The following is a 19246-nucleotide window of genomic DNA, read 5'->3' as shown; positions in this document are numbered from 1 at the left end:
GATAATGAAGACCATTTCAAAAAGAGACTTTCTAAAAACCGCCGGTATGGCTGCGGCTGGAACGCTGGCCATACCTTACCTTGCAGACGCTGCAAAGCTGGCGGGTATTACTTTGGTCGACAAACCTGTTGGTATTCAGCTTTTTACATTATTCGGACCAATGAACCAGGATCCTGAAGGAACGCTGAAAAAAGTTGCTTCGACCGGATATAAGGAGATCGAATCTGCGTTCAGTACGCGCGGCCGGTACTATGGATATGAACCCAAAGAGTTTAAGAAACTGGTGGAAGGATTGGGTATGCACTGGCGGGCTCACCATGCATTGGGAGCTCCGTTCAAATTACCCCCGAACGCTAAAATGCCCACGGGAGCCGATGGAAAACCGATCACAATTCCGCCAAGCCTGAACCTGCGTGACAACTATCAGCAACTGGTGGATGACGCTGCGGCAGGTGGGCTGAGTTATTTAGTATGCGCAAGTACTCCGGTCGCGACTTCAGAAGAAATCAAAAATTCAATTGAGGTGTTTCAAAAAACCGGAGAAGCGGCCAAAAAAGCGGGAGTCGGTTTCGCATATCATAATCACGCAACGGAATTCGATCCTGTGGATGGAGGCAAGACGCCGTACGAACTGGTTCTTTCTCAGACGGATAAGGATTTGGTAAAAATGGAACTTGATCTCGCCTGGGCGACAAAAGCGAAAAAGGATCCGGTTGCGTTATTTAAGGAACATCCTGGCCGCTTCCCGCTTTGGCACGTGAAGGATATCAAAGCCGATTTGGCTACTATCACAACGGTTGGAACCGGAGTTGTAGAATTCAAAAGAATTTTCGAAGCCGCGAAAATTGCCGGATTGAAATACTTTTTCGTCGAATATGATATGGCACCGGAATTTGATATAGTGCAAAATTGCTATACTAACCTTCAGAAGATCTTGTCTTAAGGTTTATTTATCTAATTATTCACCGAAGTCCTGTAAACGATAGTTTTGCAGGACTTTGGCGTTTTTACTAACCATTGCCCGTGTCCTCCAACCGCCTCAAACTGACGCACCTTTGGCATTTCCCGGTGCATTTGTTGCAAAGACAAGTATCCGCTGTTATCTTAGGGGCGTGAAAAGGTTTATTCTGCATATCCTCTTAACCGTCATGATACTGGATACCACGTCTTTGTATCAGGTGTTCAAAATCCCTTCCCTAATAAGACATTTCGTAGAACATAAAGAACTTAACCATGAAATTACCTTCATGGATTTCATGTCTATGCATTATTGGGGCGAAGATCTGGACGACAACGACGATGAAAAAGACATGCAATTGCCTTTCAAAAAGTTTGAAATTAACCACACCACCTTTCTGTTCATCCCCGTAGCGACAGGATTTACTTTCAAAAATACTTTCTGGCCGATAAAATCAGATTACGGCCCTGAGCAGCCTCAGGTATATTACCACACTTCATTGGGGTCTCTCTTCCGCCCGCCTCAGGTATAATCACATATCATTTTGTGGGATATACATCCCCTATTTTTCTGTGCCCGCGTAAAAACATTCGCGTTCGCAGATCATATGCTATGTATTTATATATCAATACTTTATGCTCAACAAAATCATTCAATTTTCAGTTAAAAACAAACTGATCATTGGCATATTCATGGTACTGTGGGTCGTCTACGGTACCTATGAAGTCACGCGTCTACCGATTGACGCGGTGCCGGATATCACCAATAACCAGGTTCAGATTATTACGACCGCTCCGGCTTTGGGAGCCGAAGATGTGGAACGTTTGATCACCTTCCCTATCGAACAAGCAATCAGCAATATACCCGGACTTAAGGAAAGTCGAAGCATGTCACGATTTGGTCTCTCACTGATCACCATCGTTTTTGAAGACGGGTCGGATGTATATTGGGCTCGCCAGCAGGTTACCGAACGCCTCTCTCAGGTGGATATCAATGAAAACGCCAGCAAACCTGAACTCGCGCCGGTCACGACCGGACTTGGGGAGATATATCAGTACGTGATCAAACCCAAAACCGGATATGAGAATAAATATTCACTGGCCGACTTGCGAACTACCCAGGACTGGATTGTCCGGAGGCAACTTTTGGGAACACCAGGAGTTGCAGATGTATCTACTTTTGGAGGAGATCTGAAGCAATATGAAGTCGCTGTAAATCCTGCCAATCTGAAAGCTATAAACCTGACAATCAGCGACATATTCACTGCATTAAGCCGAAATAACCAAAATACCGGAGGCGCTTATATTGAAAAAGGGCCAACCGTTTTGTACATAAGAAGTGTTGGTCTGGCTGGATCTCAGGAGGATATCCGCAATATCGTTGTCAAAAACAATAGCAACGGTTCGCCAGTTTTAATTAGTCATGTTGCCGACGTCCGAATAGGTTCAGCGATTCGATATGGCGCCTTGACGATGGCCGGAAAAGGTGAGCTCTCGGGGGGGATAGTGATGATGTTGAAAGGTGGCAACTCTTCGGAAGTAATCACGAATATCAAAAACAAGATTGTCGAAATCCAGAAAACGCTCCCTGAAGGACTTGAAATTGAGCCGTTTCTGGATCGAACCAAAATGGTAAACAATGCTATAGGTACTGTGGAGCATAACCTTTTGGAAGGCGCACTGATCGTTGTGATAGTGCTGGTTTTGTTTTTGGGAAATCTGCGTGCAGGTCTGATAGTCGCGTCCGTGATACCGTTATCAATGCTTTTTGCCATTGCGATGATGAACATTTTCGGCGTGAGCGGTAATCTGATGAGCCTTGGAGCACTGGATTTCGGATTAATTGTCGACGGAGCCGTCATCATTGTTGAAGCAATTTTGCACCATATTCATTTCTCGAAAAAGTACGCCGGTATTTCCAATATCTCTCAAAATGAGATGGATAAAGAAGTGGCGGGGTCAGCTTCCCGGATGATGAATGCCGCTGTTTTTGGCCAAATCATTATCCTGATTGTCTATTTACCCATCCTTTCTCTCTCAGGCATTGAAGGAAAAATGTTCAAACCGATGGCACAAACGGTCGCTTTTGCGATACTGGGAGCCTTTATTCTCTCCCTGACTTACGTGCCAATGATCAGTTCCATGTTCATTAGCAAGAAAATCTCTCATACGCCAAATTTGTCGGATCGCATCATGTCCCGGATTGAAAACGGATATCAGCGCATACTCGAATCTGCTTTGAATTTCAAGAAAATGATGGTGAGTGCAGCATTCGTTTTGTTTGCCGCTGCCGTTTTTATATTCACACAAATGGGTGGAGAATTCATTCCGCAACTCGAAGAAGGCGACTTTGCTACAGAGACCAGATTGCTCGTCGGAACCAACCTGACCACCACGATTGACGCAATCAATAAAATATCCGACAAACTCAAGGCACAATATCCGGAAGTAGAAAAGGTAGTATCCAGAATCGGGAGTGCCGAAATCCCAACCGATCCGATGCCGATTGAAGGCGGGGATATGATCATCGTGTTGAAAGACAAATCCGAATGGACCAGTGCAACTTCGTTTCCTGAGCTCGCTGGAAAAATGGCTAAAACAGCTCAATCGGTGGTTCCCGGCGTGACTACCGGCTTTCAATATCCGGTGCAAATGCGTTTCAACGAGTTGATGACAGGAGCAAAGCAGGACGTGGTTTGCAAGATTTTTGGTGAAAATCTTGATCAACTTGCCAAATATGCCGAAGAGTTGGGCAACATATCAAAAACTGTTAAAGGCACTGCCGACTGGTATATCGAAAAAGTGACCGGTATGCCTCAAATCGTGATTGAATTCAACCGAAGCGAAATTGCGAAATATGGCTTGAATATCGACGAGCTGAATCGAACCATCAATGCGGCTTTTGCGGGTGCAGCCGCAGGGCAGATTTACGAAGGTGAGAAAAAGTTTGATCTGGTAGTTCGGGTCGGAAACGAAGGACGGAAGAGTATTGAGGATGTCAGAAATCTATTAGTGTCAACACCCGGCGGAATACAAATACCGCTCTATCAGGTCGCTGACATACAAGAAGTGGAAGGCCCCAATCAAATTCAGCGGGAAAATACGCGACGGAGGATCATAGTGGGTTTCAATATCAGAGGACTCGATGTGGAATCTGTCGTGGAAGAGTTGCAGAAAAAAGTGGATGCTAAAATGAAGTTTGAAGCTGGATATAGTATCACATACGGGGGAGCTTTTGAAAATTTGCAACAGGCTAAGTCGAGGCTCAGCATTGCCGTTCCAGTCGCTTTGCTGCTGATTTTGACCATGTTATATTTCACCTTTTCATCGCTTAAAGACGGCTTGCTGATTTTTACGGCCATTCCTTTATCCGCAATCGGTGGAGTTTTTGCGCTTGCTTTACGCGATATGCCATTCAGTATCTCAGCTGGCGTCGGTTTTATTGCACTTTTTGGAGTAGCAGTTCTAAACGGTATTGTATTACTGACGGAATTTAACCGAATCAAAAAAGAGGGCAAAGTTTCCAGTGCACTGGATATCATTATGACCGGGACCCGAAACCGGCTTCGTCCTGTGTTGATGACGGCGGCTGTGGCTTCGCTCGGCTTTCTTCCGATGGCGCTCAGTAACGGAGCTGGTGCAGAAGTTCAGCGGCCCTTGGCGACGGTCGTCATCGGCGGACTGGTGACGGCTACTTTACTCACACTCTTTGTGTTACCAGCGCTTTATCTATTATTCGATACGAAAATCAAGATCAGAAAAGCGGTTCCGGCACTACTCATTCTGATGGCCGTTTGCTTTTTCAATACAACATATGCGCAGTCACCAGCAAAGGATATTGATCTCAACAGCGCGATTCAGATTGCATTGAAGAAAAATCTCAGTGTCCAGAGCTCCAGGTTGAATCAACAGGCCACCGAAAAGTTGCAAACGAGCGCATATGATCTGGCGAAGACCAATATCAGCGCGGATTATGGCAAAGTGAATAGTGCCAATAACGACACGCGAATCGGCATCAGCCAGACCTTCAGCTTCCCGACTGTTTATTCAAATCAGCAAAAAGCGCTGAAAGCCAATTACCTTGCCTCTCAGGCTCAAACGAAGCTTACCGAACAGGATATCCGAGCAGAGGTTCGCCAGCTTTTTTATGAATATGCAGTTCTGACCGAGCGTAAGAAATTATTACTGTATGCCGATAGTATTTTCCGGATTTTTGAGACCAAATCAAACCTTCGCTTTGAAAAAGGCGAAGCCAATATTCTGGAGAAAACAGCAGCGCAATCGCAACGACAGCAGATATCCAATCAGCTCAATTTGCTTAGTAAAGACCTGAATATCAATTTGAAACAATTCAATTTCTTCATTCAGGACTCTGTTAAATATGTACCTGCTTTCGAAAAATTGAAAATAATTAGTTCGCCAGCCTGGGTGGATACGGCAGGTATTACTCCTGCACTCCCCGCAATCGAACTGGCTAAAAATCTTCAGGATGCAGCCCGATTTAAGTGGGAAACCGAGAAGTCAAGATTGCTTCCCGATTTTACGATTGGATATAACAACCAGAGTTTGATCGGCACTCAAATGGTTGGTGAGCAGGAGCAATATTTCAGCGGCAAAAACAGGTTCAGTTATTTCAGTATCGGAGTTGGTGTGCCATTATTTTTCAAAGCCCATAACTCCAGAATATCAGCCGCAAAACTGGACTGGGAAAAGTACCGTACACAAGTCGAACTCACATCATTACAGCTTCAAACGGAGTTGGGAAATACAGCGGAACAGGTAGTCAAATTCCATGAAAGTTTGCAATATTATGAAAATCAAGCCATTAAAAACGCTGACATCATTATCAAAGCAGCTGACGAGCAATTTCAAAGCGGCGAAATCAACTATCTGCAGTGGGTGATGCTCCTCAACCAGGGCATCACGATCAAAAGTGAGTATATCTCCGCGATCAATAGCTACAATCAGGCCGCCATCCAACTCTTAAAGCTCCAAAATTTATAAAAGCATATCACATGAAACCATATCACATTTTAATATTAAGCCTTTTGGTGCTTGCCTCATGCGAAAGCGAACCAAAAAAAGAAGTGCCGACTGAAACAACCTCCGATTCCACCAAGTCTGAGGAAAGCGTAAATTTTAATGCAAACGAAATCAACACCGCGGGCGTCGAATTGGGCACACCGACGCTGGAAAATATGAGCGGCCAACTTACTTTATCAGGAAAAATCGACGTTCCTCCGCAGAGCACAGTCAGTTTGAGTTTTCCTTTGGGCGGATATCTCAAATCCACCAATATGCTGCCAGGTATGCATGTCCGAAAAGGTCAGGTTTTGGCTCAGTTGGAAGATATGCAATTCATTCAGTTGCAGCAGGATTATCTGACTGCGAAGGAAAAATTCACATTAGCGGAGACAGAATACCATCGCCAAAAAGACCTGAACGCCAGCAAAGCCGCCAGCGACAAAATTTTTCAGCAATCGAGATCGGAAATGGAAACTCAACGCATATTGATGAATGCTCTGGGACAAAAGCTCGAACTGATCGGCATCAGCCCTAACAAACTCAGAGCCGATAATATCTCAAAAAGCGTAGCTATCGTTTCGCCGATCAACGGATTCGTTTCGAAGGTAAATGTGAATGTGGGTAAATACACCTCTCCTACGGATATGCTCTTCGAACTTGTAGACCCAAAAGATATCCACCTGGCACTCAATGTGTTCGAAAAAGATTTAAATTCTTTGTCAATCGGGCAACGTGTTGATGCATATACTAATAGCGAACCAGACAAGAAGTTTCAGGCGGAAATTATCCTGATTAGCAAGAACCTTGACGAGGACCGGATGGCCGAAGTACATTGTCATTTTGAGAAGTATAGCTCATCACTGGTTCCCGGGATGTTTGTCAACGGAGAGGTTTCTACTACTTCAAAACAGGCATTGACCGTTCCGGAAGATGCAGTGGTTCGCTGGGAAAATAAATTTTATGTTTTCACCGAAAATGGCGGTGGTCAATTTGAAATGAAAGAGGTGAAGCCCGGCGTTATCAGCAAGGGGAAACAACAGATCCAGGCTGCAAGTATCACGGAAAACACGCGTCTTGTGGTGAAAAACGCATATGCTCTATTGATGAAAATCAAGAATACGGAGGAGGAGGGATGATCCTCCAAAAAATATAACCGAGATTCTCAGAGATATCACAAAGCCGGCCGATAGCCATTCATAGTTGATCCATTCAGGAATATTATGAAAAGCTACCGACCGGTTTTGTGTAAAAAATAATTTGGAATATGCTGATTGAATGTCGAAGCTTGCCTATTTCATATCACCGACGATTGTCAATATACTCTTTGCATCGACCATAATTGATTTGTCACTGCTGGTTTGATTAACTATATGCAAATCATCAGAAGCAGAAGTTTTGTATATCTTTTGATTTGATAAATTGTTTCCTTGCAAATCGAGTGTCACTTTCGATTCTTTTTCCGAAGGATTTATAATAACTGTCACAAGTTGATTGTTGGTATTTTTGTAAGAAGATACTAGAAGTCCTTCTCCGCCTACCGAAGTTTTAACATCTGTTCTGACTGCACCCGGACGGACAAAACGGCTGAAATTCCCCAAAGCCCATAACATTTTTGAAGACTGATAATTTCCGTCTGTTTTGTTTTTATCAATATAAACCAGGCCGTCTTTATAATTATATGGAGATATGGCGATCCACCAGTGCCAGGCAGTTGCATTCGCATACACGAGGTCGTTGTGTATTACCTGTGCGATATATAAAGCAGGAGCAATACCCAAATCCTTACCGCTTCCATTGATTTCCCCACCGTTGTCACCCAAAACACAATACTCAGACATCCAGTACTTTACACCGTCTACTTTCTCCAGAGCAGATGCAACTTCCTGACGCTTTAATCCCGCGCTTTTCAGAGGCGATGTCGTAAAATAGCTATGCCCTGAAATCGCGGGAATTACGTTTGAAAGATTACCGATATAATCCGCAGAGGTTTTGTTAAAAAAGGAATTGATCTGATTCCCCCTGCCTTGCTTGTTATACTCCGAATAAAGATAATCGATCTGCCCGGCCTCGGCCACGTTAATTTTTGTCGGCAGCTTACTGTTGTTCAGCGAGCTACTCAGAGCACGGGTTATATTGGCAATCTCATTGTTGTAAAACGGCGTACCCTCCTGTCCTCCATCGCTCCAGTCCCATTGCGGCTCATTTACGGGGCTGATATAGTTAAAAGTGATACCTGTTTTTTGACGAACCCCAGCCACGACGTCAGTCATAAAACCGGCAAATTTCCCGAAACTATCGGCGGAAAGATTTGGGGCACCGTTACTTGCATATCCTTTTTTGTTATTGGTAAACTGAACCGGTGGGCTGTTTGGAAACGCAAGAAACTCATTAACTCCCCGTTCTTTGGCAGCCTTTAAAAACCAGATCTGGCCAGCTTGCTTGTCCCAGTTATAAGTTCCGTCATTATTGAGGAACGACTCCGCACGTCGCCATTCGTCTCTGATTCCGCTCGCATCACCCTGTTCTGCCGTACCCGCACCTATATTAAATCGCCATAGAGAAAGCCCTATACCTTTGGGCTGCCCGTCAGCCGATATATCACTACTGAAAAGCAAGTCAGCTATTCCATTTCTTTTGGAATCAGGCCAGTTTCCCACAAATTGACACGACCAGGCGTCAGATGCCCCGAAATGTTCGATGGTCTGATAGGTCTTTGCCGGATTGATTGTGACCGTGATCGTGGCTTCCGCGGTGGGCTTGGGAGTTTCGTCCGGCGTTGCATTTGAACAGGTCGTGAATGATAAAAGCAGTGAAAATAGCAGTGTATTTTTTGAATAATACTGAAAAACCATATAGTTGAGTTTAGGGGTCTTGAAAAAAATCGCCACCTGGTTCCGAAGAAGAAGGTGGCGATGAAGTTTAGTAACCAGGATTTTGTTCGAGTTTGTTGTCCGATGCTAAAATCTCAGATCGCGGGATCGGCAGCCAGTATTGCTTTTCTGCAAATGACTTTCCGGTAAGCGCCTCTTTCAATGCATAAGTAAAAGTATTCCCGTTTTTACCGATCTCGATCCCATATGCTGGTACATTTTCGGTTTGAGGAGCAATCTTCCATCTGCGGACATCATAGAATCTATGCTCCTCAAAAGCGAGCTCGATCCGGCGTTCGTTCCTAATCTTTTCACGCATTTGCGACTGGGTTAATCCTGCCGGAACAACCGGCATCATAACTCCCGGACGCTGGCGAACGGCATTGATGGCAGCATATACCGACGCATCAGGCCCTACCGCTTCATTTTGAGCTTCCGCGTAGTTAAGCAATATCTCGGCATACCGGAAATAAATCCAGGTTTGCGTTCCGGCCACGTCCCAAGGGTTATCGATCGGCAGGTTGTCGTTCATGAATTTTTTCAGATAATAGCCCGTTTTCGATGTATTCCAGTTGGATGGGCCATCTTTGCTGTCCTTGCCCCCCGGCGTGAAAGTCTGAACCGTGCTGTTTCTGTACGGTGCTCCATTGTATAAAATGGTTTCGTAAAATCTCGGGTCGCGGTTTTTATATGGTTCCTGAGGATCATAGCTGGTATTTGCATCGGTGATTTTTGTTCCGTCCATCATCTCATAATCATTGACCAGATTCTGAACCGGCACGTTTCCGCCCCAGGCGTTATAGCTATTAGGTCCGTTTGATATTTCCAGACACACGTGGCGGGCACCCTGCGCAAACAGGCGACCAAAAATGATTTCCGAGTTGTCAGTCGTAGTAAATAATTTCCCATAACCGCCTGAATATAAGCTATACTTACCCATATCCATTACCGCTTTCGAGGCCTCAGCTGCCTGCTGCCAGGTGGATGCATTGTAAAGCGGACTTGCTCCGTAAAGTAATAACCTCGCCTTCAAAGCCAAAGCAGCACCTTTCGTCGCACGGCCCAGCTTCCAGTATGTTCCGTTGTTATCTGTCGGCAAAAGCGCGGCGGCCTCATCCAGTTGACCGACGGCGTATTCAATTCCTGATTTGATATCAGAGCGGTCGAATAAATCCTGGCTTGTCAAATCATCGCTCAGTTCATATACTTTGTCACCTAGCAAAACCACTTCGCCGTAGTTGCGAATCAGATCCTGATAGCGAAATGCGCGAATGAATTTCAATTCACCTCTCAACCTGTTTCTCTGGCCTTCGCTCATCGGCACTTTATCAAGATTGGCCAGCGCATAATTCACCTCGCGGATGCTTCGGTAGCTTCTTCCCCATATCGTTCCAGCGATACCCGTGTTTTCGGGAGCAATTTGTCCGCGTTGGATCAGCCAGGTATTGTCATCATTATTATAAATCGATTCGTCGGTCAGCGACGACCACATCGCGTATTCAAAACCACGTCCAAAGCCAGGCAATGTACCTTCCGCTTCTTTTTCGGTCAATCTGGTGCCCATATAGCGGTTGATCACATATGCCTCAAAAAGAACTGAATCGGACAAAATAGATGCGTCGGATACCCGGTCGGTTGGTACTACATCCAGAAAGTTTTCCTGACAAGCCGTAGTCATCAGCATGACCGCGGCACAAAGGCTTGCTATTGAGATATTTCGTATTTTCTTCATCATAATTTCAATTAAAACTTAATATTCAAACCCAGGTTCAATATCCTCTGCTGCGGATAAAACTGACCGCTCGTGCTGTTTCCTTCCGGATCATAATCCTTCACCCCCGTGATTGTGAAGAGGTTAAATGCACTCGCGTAGATTCTCAAAGAAGAAATCTTGATTTTATCGAGTGCTGATTTAGGAAGAGTATATCCGATTTCCACGTTTTTCAAACGAATAAATGACGCATTGTTCAACCAGAAAGTACTATTGTATAAACCACCATTGATGGATGAAGAAGCACGCGTGTCAACCCTCGGATATGACCCGTCCGGATTGGTCTGGCTCCAGCGGTTGTCTGCCCAGCTGCTGTAAAAGTTACCCACCTGACCGGATTCCGGAAGTACATATTGGCTCACCATTCCTTGTCCTGCAAATACAATTGCCGCGTCGAAAGCTTTATACCCCGCGTTCAAAACCACACCATATGTCAGCAAAGGCACATTTCCATAAGGTGTACGTGTTTGATCGTCTGCAGTGATTTTGCCATCCTGATTGTAATCTTCCAGGATCAAATCACCCAGCTGTGCTCCCTGCAAGTGAGGATACTTGTCAAGATCAGCTTGTGACCGGAAAATTCCGATGGAGTTGTAAAGCAAATTGGTATAAAGCGGGCCGCCTGTTTGACGCTGATAATCCAGCAGACCCGGGGCTTCGTCCATGAATACAATTTTACTTTTGGCATAAGTGATGTTCCCCGAGATATTGTAGCGGAACGTTCCTGCGTGGTTGTAAGCCAAAGTTGCCTCAACACCCGAGCTGTTCACTTTACCTAAGTTCTGATCAGGAACCAGAGCTCCGGACCCATATGGATTCACGATTCCGGATGTATTCGGGATGGATGCATTCCGTGCCGCCAGGATATCCGAACGTTTCTGTTGGAAGTAAATGAATTCCAGGCTGAAATTCTTCAGGAACACCGCGTTGATACCAATATCCATTTTCTTGGCAACTTCCCATGTAATATCAGGGTTAGCCAATTTGGTAAGATCAATACCCGGCGTGATCACGTTTGCGCCGGTAACATATTGATTATTAAATGAATAATTGTTATAATACTGGAACTGGCCAACATTATCGTTACCCAAAGAACCGTAAGAAGCGCGCAGTTTCAGGTCATTGATAAATGTTACGCTGTTTTTAAACCAGTCTTCCTGAGATATCCGATAACCTGCCGATATGGATGGGAAAAAGCCATATTGCTTTCCTTTCGGGAAAACCGAGGATCCATCTACACGAGCCTGAATTTCAGCCAGATACTTTTCATCGAAGTTGTAAGCAAAACGGCCGATAACGCTTCGACGAGTAAAATTGAAGCTACTTCCCGAGTTGTTTTTGTCCGTCGCTGCTGCCCCGCCCTGCGAAAGTTCCGGAGTTGATGCAGTTGGAAAATTGATCCTCGAAGCACCAAAAGTGATTTCGTTACGCTTGTTTTGCTCGTAAGCCACAAACGTGTTGATATTATGCTTGCCCAACGAACGCAGGAAATTAAGACGAATGTTTTGAGTGATATTCGTAATATTCAACTGTGACTGGGACAATGACGCTGCACCCGCAGAACCGCCCGTTACGACTGGATTATATGCTCCCGTCGTTTTGTCGTAGTTATAAAGGGTATAAGGAACACTGAAGGTTTTGGAGAAATTGAAGGACTTGTCTACTGAATAAAAACCGTCCACAGACAAGCCATCCAAAAACGGCATATTATAACTTGCTCTTACAATCCCGTTGAAAACTGAGGTCGGATTGTTGGTCGTTCCACCCATATTCGTTCCCAAAACAACCGGGTTACTATTTTCAACGCCTGTTGAATAATAGCCATTCGGATATTGGTCAATTACAGTCGGGTAAGCGCGGTAGATCGAACGGAAAGTATTCCCTGCAGATGACACCGGGAACTGACGATTTTCCTGACGGCCTGATAATGAAAGACTTACTTTGAAGTCCTTAGTAACATTTGCGTCTACGTTCGAACGAAAATTGTATTGCTTGTATTTTGTCGCTCCGTTTCTGTACAAACCGTCCTGATAAATGGTCCCCAAAGACACGTAATATTTCACGTTTTCGGTTCCTCCGTTAATCCCCAAATTGTGCTGGTTTTGCAGCGCAAAGTTTTTCAGGGTTGCTTTTTGCCAATTGGTATTTGGATAATTCAACGGATCTGAACCATTTCTGAATTTCTCAATTTCTTCCGCAGTATAATGCTGGTTCATCCCGCCAGCCGGATTGTTATAATAATCAATCTCGTTCAGGATTGTCGCATAGGTGGGTGCATCGGCCAAATTTGGCAGCCGTGTTGGTGAAGAAAAACCCTGATTGAAGCTATATGATATAACTGGTTTACCCGTAGTCCCACGTTTGGTGGTCACAAGGATAACCCCGTTTGCTGCACGACTACCATAAACTGCGGCCGACGCATCTTTCAGGATGGATATACTTTCAATATCATTCGGATCCAGACGATCCAAGCCACCTACTTGACCCGGAATACCATCTACAACAACCAGAACGTCGTTATTTCCGGTTGTGCCATATCCACGAATGGTATAGCTGGATCCATCATATCCGGGTTCTCCGCCGCGGTTGTTAGCCACAAAACCTGAAAAGCGACCTGCCAGTGAGTTCGACAAGTTCGGCTGCGGACTTTTAACGATATCCGATCCTTTCACTTCTGAAACAGATCCGGTCAAAGTTGCTTTCTTTTGGGTGCCATAACCCACCACCACGATTTCATCCAGCACCTTATCATTATTGGCAAGTTTTACGTCGATCTGGCTGCGATTGGCCAGTACTACCTCCTGTGTGATAAACCCGATATAGGTAATAACCAGCGTGCCGCTGCCATCCGAAAGGCTGAGGGAATACTTGCCTTCAGCGTCGGTTGTCGTTCCCGTTGAAGTACCTTTTAATATCACACTTGCGCCTGGCAGCCCTTCTCCATTTTCCGAAGTGACGGTTCCTTTCACAGTAAAAGAGGACTGGGCAAAACTGCCATATGACACCACCAATAATAGAAAAGCCAGCAGCCCGAACCTCGCCGTTTTAACGACTGTTTTCCCTTCGGGAGCAGACCAGGCCACGTCCTTTTGAAAAGATTTCTTCATAGATAAAAGTTTGAAAAATTAAATAATTAGGTTGCGATGGCGGGTGTTAACGAATGTTTCGTATTCTTGAAATAACCAGAATGAAGGCAATCTTGGAATAATAACACTGCTGTAACACGCCAGCCGATTTTATGAATCGACCAATCAAAAGTATGATTATTTGTATCTGAGGGGCGGGGGACATTTTCATATTAAAAAGGGGGTATATCAACAAAAAGCGCCCGATTTCTAAAAATCGGGCGCTTTTACCGTGAATTTTTCAAACGGATCGGTCAATTATCCAATTTATTCTGAAAAACTCCGCGGTTTACCTGATAATTGTCATGGAACGTATTTCTAAATTTCTTCACATATTCCGAGGGTTTCATACCAAACAGTTTTTGGAAATTCTCTCTGAAATATTTGATATCATTGATACCTACCTGATATGCTGCCTCCGAAATGGTGATATCCGTAGTGATCAAAATTTGGGCTGCGCGACGAAGGCGAATAAAACGAATAAAGCTGTTGGTCGACTGGCCGGATATGGACTTGATGCGATTGTATAAAGTCGAGTTACTCATGCCAATTTCCGCGGCCAAAACTTTGATGGAAAAAGAAGGGTCAGTCAAATGATTTTCGACTACTCGAATACATTCTTTCAGGAACTCCTTATATTCTGATGAGATTTTGAAGTCGCTTGTCTGGAGGGTTATTTCATTGTAAAAATACCGTTGAAGGTCATTGCGGTTTTTCAAAATAGCGCCCACCCGGGCCATAAGCAGCGTCTTGTCGAAAGGTTTGCTGATATAGTCATCCGCACCGCCTTCAATTCCTTTAAGTCGTGTTTCCTGCGAAGTGCTCGCCGTCAACAAAATCACGGGGATATGGCTCAGCGACATGTCTGTTTTGATCTGTTGACACATTTCAATTCCACTGATCCCGTTCATCATTACATCGCTGATGATAATATCAGGCAGATGTTTCCGAACCAGCGCAATCCCTTCCTCCCCGCTCTCCGCTTGTAATAACTTAAATTTATCAGCAAATGCCTGCCCGATATACTGCCTGATATCTTCATCGTCCTCGACGATCAGCATCGTTTTGGTGTCTGAACTTAGTTCGTCGACCACCAATTGATGCTTTGATATAGTGGAAGACGTCAGCAGGATATCGTCCTCAGATAGCTCACCCAATAGAACCGAGTTATTTTCAGCATTATGCTCCAACCCCTCTTGCTCCATCAGGTTTGCATGATTTTTCCAAAGCAACACCTTAAAAAGTGTACCTTTCCCCATTTCCGAGTCATAGGATATAGTGCCAAAATGGCTTTCCACAAAAGCTTTTGTTAAAAACAATCCGATTCCAAACCCTCCTTTTGAGGGAAACCGGTTATCCTGAAACTGATGAAAGACGGAATATACCTGATCGCCAGCCTCTTTTGATATACCTTGTCCTGAATCACGAACGAACAACTGTACCTGCTCGCCCAGGTCCGTAATTTCCAGGCTGACCGAACCATTGACTGGGGTATATTTAATGGCATTAGACACCAGATTAAAGAGCGCAATTTCGATTTTCTCTCGATCTACCACGATATCCACACTTTCACTTTCACAAATGAATTGGTATGTAATATGCTTCTGTTCAGCCTGATGTGTAAAACATTGAAACACTTCCCTGGCTAAATCGACGATATTCTGCTTTGCTGGTTTCAGTTTGTCTGCACCCTGCTCCGCCTTTCGGAAGAGTAACAGTTGGTCCACCAAACTTAGCAGTCTTTTGGCATTACGATAAACGATTGTGAGGCTCTTATCCTCTTCACTTTTGCCATTTGCCTTTTGCAACAATTCTTTCACCGGATTGATAATCAGTGTCAAAGGGGTTCGGAATTCGTGAGAAATACTGGTGAAAAACGCGAGCTTTTTCTCATTTACTTCCTTTTCCTTCTGAGTTTCAAAATGAGCTAGCTGAACTTCATATTTCAACCTCGCCTGACGTATCTTATATTGCTGGTAATAATAAAAGACCAGCGCTAAAACGCTGATATATAGCAAATATGCCCACCATGTTTGATACCAGGGAGGTAATACATGAATTTTCAACGATGCAAAATCCTCAAACCAAACACCATCCTGATTAGCTGATTTTACCCTGAAGGTATAAGAACCTGCCGGCAAATATCGGTAGGTCGCGGATCGCTCATTCTGAACATAATTCCAATCCCGGTCAAGACCATCCAGTTTGTAGGCAAAGCTGTTTCCGTCTGGATATGCGTAGTTTAGTGCGGTATATTGGATTGAAAAAACCGACTGAGAAGGTTCCAGCACAATTTCCTGCTGCTCACTAATTTGCCGGTCCAATATCACCCTTCCGTCTCTCATATCGCCCACTTCAATATCCTGACCAAACAACTGAAGCCCCGTGATCATCACCTTTGGCTTATAAGCAGACGGCGCAATGTATTCAGGAAAAAACAAGTTCCAACCTTCTGTCCCACCAAACACCATCGACTTCTCCCGGGAATTATAAAGCGCGGAATTGGGATTGAACTGCCCAGCCTGTAACCCATTACTCTGGTCAAAATTTTCTATTCGGTTGTTCGACAAAGTGATCCGTGAAAGTCCTTTATTGGTACTAATCCACACCTTATTATTGTCTTCCGGCATAATGGCATAGATAACGTCATTCGCAAGACCGTTTCTGGTTGTGAAATGCATCGTTTTCTTTCCTTTTGTATCATAAACCAGCAACCCATTCCCTTCCGAGCCAACCCATAACCTTTCAGCTTTATCAAAATAGAGTGAAAAAATGATGCGGTTTGACAGAAAATCCGCTTTAGCAGGATCATTGAAATACGATTGAAACTGCATCGTTTTCACATTCAGGTAGTTGAGCCCGCCTCCGTAAGTTCCGATCCATAAATTTCCATTGCGGTCTTCAACTATTGCACGGACGTCGTTGGAATTGATGCTACTATTGGTAGTGAGATAATTGACAAACCTGCCAGTCTTACGATCCATTTTACTCAAACCTCCTCCATTGGTCCCAACCCAAATTTCTTTTCGACTATCCTCAAAAATAACCCTGACATCATTTTTGGCCAGACTCGATGGATCGTTCGGGGTATTAGAGAATTGTCTAAACGAATCGGTTTTGGGGTTATATAAGAAGACTCCTTTTGAATAGGAGCCGAACCAAAGATCTCCCCCGCTGTCGCGGTACGCAGCGATGACCGCACCGTCAGAAAGCCCACCGGGAGCGTTACTGGCAGTATAATGTTTTACGACCTCGCCCGAGCTTTTGGTTTTATATATACCATCGCCATCCGTACCCAACCACATATATCCCTCATTATCAAGGCATATCCCATAATAACGAAGATAACTCTCAGCCCGGTCGTCGCGAATCTTCTTTTCAAATTTTCGAAATTTCTCCGGTATCCGACTGATCAGGTATACCCCCTCTCCATAAGTTCCGGCCCATATGTTCCGGTCCTTATCCATATAAATCGACTGGACCGAACGTTGCGTAATGCCTTGATTGTGACTATCATTAACTTTCTCAAATGCAAAAGATGCCGGTTGCCGATCCTTCACTTGGGCCAGGTCCAGGCTATACAACCCGCCGTCCTGAACACCGATGAGCAACTGGTGGCGATCGTTTTCCAATAATGAAAGATAAATATCACTTTGACTATTGGTTGCTACATGTAATACGTAAAATTTGCCCTCGTTGCGTTTAAATAAAATAAGTCCTTTTGCCGAAGCGATCCAGATATTGTGAAGATGATCTTCATAGATACCGTTGATTCGAGTAGAAGGAATGGCACTCAGATTAAGGTCAGCGTTGACGACCTGTCTGTTTTTAGTCAGTTTAAAAACCTCAATTCCATAGTCACGTGTCCCGAGCCAAAGCAGTCCTTGCGAATCTTCAAAGGCGTTTAGTATTGAATTGGAGGCAAGATGTGGGGTGCTTTTCTGGTTATAATAGGTGAAGGCAGCCGTCTTTTTATTATAAAGCGCGATACCGGAACCGTTAAGGGAAATCCACAGATTCCCATCTCTCGCTTGAGAAATATCACTGATATCACTCCCCAAGCTGTTTCGAGCTGGTATGGGCTTGTGCAATTTGAATGATTCCGTTTCTTCAATGTATTCATTCAATCCATTTCGTGAAGTAGTCCAGATTTTTCCTTCGGTATCTACAAAAACCGTTTTGATATAGTTACCTGATACCGTTTTGGGGTCATCAGGATTATTTTTGAATACTTTGAACGAGGTGCCGTCGAACCGATTGAGACCGTCACCTGTACCAAACCACATGAGCCCTTTCTTATCCTGAACAATGCTGTTCACGATGCCAAATGACAGGCCTTCCTTCAAGGAATATCTTAATACTCTTCCGTTTTCATTCGCCCAGACAGGAAAAACGCCAAGGCAACACATCACCAACCAGAGTAAATTTTTGAAAGAGAACCGTTTAATTTTCCAGTCTACCACAAGTCCGTCGAGAACATTTTATTACACATATTCCAAAGTTAGAATATTTGAATCAGGAATTCGAACCGTTTTTTTCAAGTAGAAATTATGAGCTAAACAATATTAGCAACCGTCTATCCATTCCGGCGATTCGTCGATTATTACGTCCAAACGATATATTGAAAAAACTTACCGGAATTTTTGACAGTATATTGAATCTTGCAAACATAAGAAGACTTACTGAACCCATGGAAAATAACCTCTTTGAAAAGATTCTGACGATCGATAAAAGTCTCCCCACGCCGATATACCATCAGATGGTGGCGGCGATCTCTAACGCTGTCGAGCAGAAAACCCTGAAAGGTGGTGATATCTGTCCGTCTATCAACCAGATCAGCCGATATTACAACGTGTCACGTGCAACGGTTGAAAAAGCTTTTTTTGTTCTGCGAAAGATGGGTGTAGTATCTGCATTTCATGGAAAATGTTATTATATCACAAAGGAAACTACTGACAATCAACCAATTGGAGATACTGTGATGTTTCGGGCTTTATTTGGCTGACATATCCTTACATCTGCAGCACAATATGCATTTCAGGCACCTTGTTGCCTATTCGTGTTATGTAGACACCAATTTTATCACCTCAATTCCATTGATTCTGTGACTTCCACATCAGGAAGTCAGTAATATCGACGACATAGGTCTTAACCTTTTTTAATGTTCGTCGACAAATGGAAAAATCGTTGGTAAATGACGTCAGAGTTATTCTTACTAATGCGAGACAGCAGGCTTACAAGGCTGTGAATTTTGCAATGGTTCAGGCATATTGGCAAGTGGGAAAGCGAATTGTTGAAGAAGAACAGCGAGGAGAACATAGGGCAAAGTATGGAGATTACTTGCTGAAAGAACTCTCAATATCACTTTCAGGCGACTTCGGCAAAGGTTTTTCGTACGCCAACCTCAAAAATTTTCGGCAGTTTTACCAAACGTTCCCAGACACCTCAATTGGCTTCCGACTCGTCCATCTTTAGTTTGGGCGGTTTAAGGAAAGAGC

General features: G+C 44.2%; 10 protein-coding genes. 6 read left to right on the top strand and 4 right to left on the bottom strand.

Features of this window, described 5'->3' with window-relative positions:
- The first annotated feature begins 4 nt into the window (after nt 1-4).
- The 4 genes from AC1XUD_RS19015 (at nt 5) to AC1XUD_RS19000 (ending at nt 7118) form a co-directional block, all read left to right on the top strand.
- Nucleotides 5-943: a sugar phosphate isomerase/epimerase family protein gene (locus AC1XUD_RS19015; protein WP_483362628.1), complete on the top strand. Its 939-nt coding sequence runs from the start codon at nt 5-7 to the stop codon at nt 941-943.
- Between the two features lie 169 nt (nt 944-1112).
- Nucleotides 1113-1490: a hypothetical protein gene (locus AC1XUD_RS19010; RefSeq protein ID WP_483362627.1), complete on the top strand. Its 378-nt coding sequence runs from the start codon at nt 1113-1115 to the stop codon at nt 1488-1490.
- A gap of 103 nt (nt 1491-1593) precedes the next feature.
- Nucleotides 1594-5961, top strand: coding sequence for a CusA/CzcA family heavy metal efflux RND transporter (locus AC1XUD_RS19005; RefSeq protein WP_483362626.1), 4368 nt, complete (start codon nt 1594-1596; stop codon nt 5959-5961).
- Between the two features lie 11 nt (nt 5962-5972).
- Nucleotides 5973-7118, top strand: coding sequence for an efflux RND transporter periplasmic adaptor subunit (locus AC1XUD_RS19000; protein ID WP_483362625.1), 1146 nt, complete (start codon nt 5973-5975; stop codon nt 7116-7118).
- 153 nt (nt 7119-7271) lie between these two features.
- On the opposite strand, the gene AC1XUD_RS18995 is transcribed toward AC1XUD_RS19000, so the two are convergent.
- From AC1XUD_RS18995 to AC1XUD_RS18980, 4 genes are all read right to left on the bottom strand, one after another.
- Entirely contained in the window at nt 7272-8834 is a 1563-nt protein-coding gene (locus tag AC1XUD_RS18995) for a glycoside hydrolase (RefSeq protein ID WP_483362624.1), read from the bottom strand.
- A 67-nt stretch (nt 8835-8901) separates the two neighbouring features.
- A complete protein-coding gene (locus AC1XUD_RS18990; protein ID WP_483362623.1) occupies nt 8902-10587 on the bottom strand; it encodes a RagB/SusD family nutrient uptake outer membrane protein in 1686 nt (561 codons plus the stop codon).
- Between the two features lie 8 nt (nt 10588-10595).
- The gene (locus AC1XUD_RS18985) at nt 10596-13730 is read right to left on the bottom strand and encodes a SusC/RagA family TonB-linked outer membrane protein (RefSeq protein WP_483362622.1); all 3135 of its coding nucleotides are present in this window, start codon (nt 13728-13730) and stop codon (nt 10596-10598) included.
- A 272-nt stretch (nt 13731-14002) separates the two neighbouring features.
- Nucleotides 14003-18157 (bottom strand): hybrid sensor histidine kinase/response regulator transcription factor, encoded by a 4155-nt coding sequence (locus AC1XUD_RS18980; protein WP_483362621.1) that lies wholly within the window; start codon nt 18155-18157, stop codon nt 14003-14005.
- Between the two features lie 281 nt (nt 18158-18438).
- On the opposite strand from AC1XUD_RS18980, the gene AC1XUD_RS18975 reads away from it, so the two are divergent.
- Together AC1XUD_RS18975 and AC1XUD_RS18970 are read left to right on the top strand one after the other, a co-directional pair.
- The gene (locus tag AC1XUD_RS18975) at nt 18439-18753 is read left to right on the top strand and encodes a GntR family transcriptional regulator (RefSeq protein WP_483362620.1); all 315 of its coding nucleotides are present in this window, start codon (nt 18439-18441) and stop codon (nt 18751-18753) included.
- Nucleotides 18754-18923: 170 nt separating this feature from the next.
- Nucleotides 18924-19223 carry a DUF1016 N-terminal domain-containing protein gene (locus tag AC1XUD_RS18970; RefSeq protein ID WP_483362619.1) on the top strand — a complete coding sequence of 100 codons (300 nt, stop codon included), beginning with the start codon at nt 18924-18926 and terminating at the stop codon, nt 19221-19223.
- The last annotated feature ends 23 nt before the right edge of the window (nt 19224-19246 follow it).

The sequence above is a fragment of the Dyadobacter sp. HNCC25DJ184 genome (genome assembly GCF_056895215.1).
Note: the sequence above shows the minus strand (reverse complement) of the source record. Positions and strands in the feature narration are given on the sequence as shown.

What these genes read in the sequence shown, in the direction of transcription:
- AC1XUD_RS19015 (WP_483362628.1), top strand. Translation starts at nt 5, where the DNA reads ATGAAGACCATTTCAAAAAGAGACTTTCTAAAAACCGCCGGTATGGCT.
- AC1XUD_RS19005 (WP_483362626.1), top strand. Translation starts at nt 1,594, where the DNA reads ATGCTCAACAAAATCATTCAATTTTCAGTTAAAAACAAACTGATCATT.
- AC1XUD_RS19000 (WP_483362625.1), top strand. Translation starts at nt 5,973, where the DNA reads ATGAAACCATATCACATTTTAATATTAAGCCTTTTGGTGCTTGCCTCA.
- AC1XUD_RS18995 (WP_483362624.1), bottom strand. Translation starts at nt 8,834, where the DNA reads ATGGTTTTTCAGTATTATTCAAAAAATACACTGCTATTTTCACTGCTT.
- AC1XUD_RS18990 (WP_483362623.1), bottom strand. Translation starts at nt 10,587, where the DNA reads ATGATGAAGAAAATACGAAATATCTCAATAGCAAGCCTTTGTGCCGCG.
- AC1XUD_RS18985 (WP_483362622.1), bottom strand. Translation starts at nt 13,730, where the DNA reads ATGAAGAAATCTTTTCAAAAGGACGTGGCCTGGTCTGCTCCCGAAGGG.
- AC1XUD_RS18980 (WP_483362621.1), bottom strand. Translation starts at nt 18,157, where the DNA reads ATGTGTTGCCTTGGCGTTTTTCCTGTCTGGGCGAATGAAAACGGAAGA.
- AC1XUD_RS18975 (WP_483362620.1), top strand. Translation starts at nt 18,439, where the DNA reads ATGGAAAATAACCTCTTTGAAAAGATTCTGACGATCGATAAAAGTCTC.
- AC1XUD_RS18970 (WP_483362619.1), top strand. Translation starts at nt 18,924, where the DNA reads ATGGAAAAATCGTTGGTAAATGACGTCAGAGTTATTCTTACTAATGCG.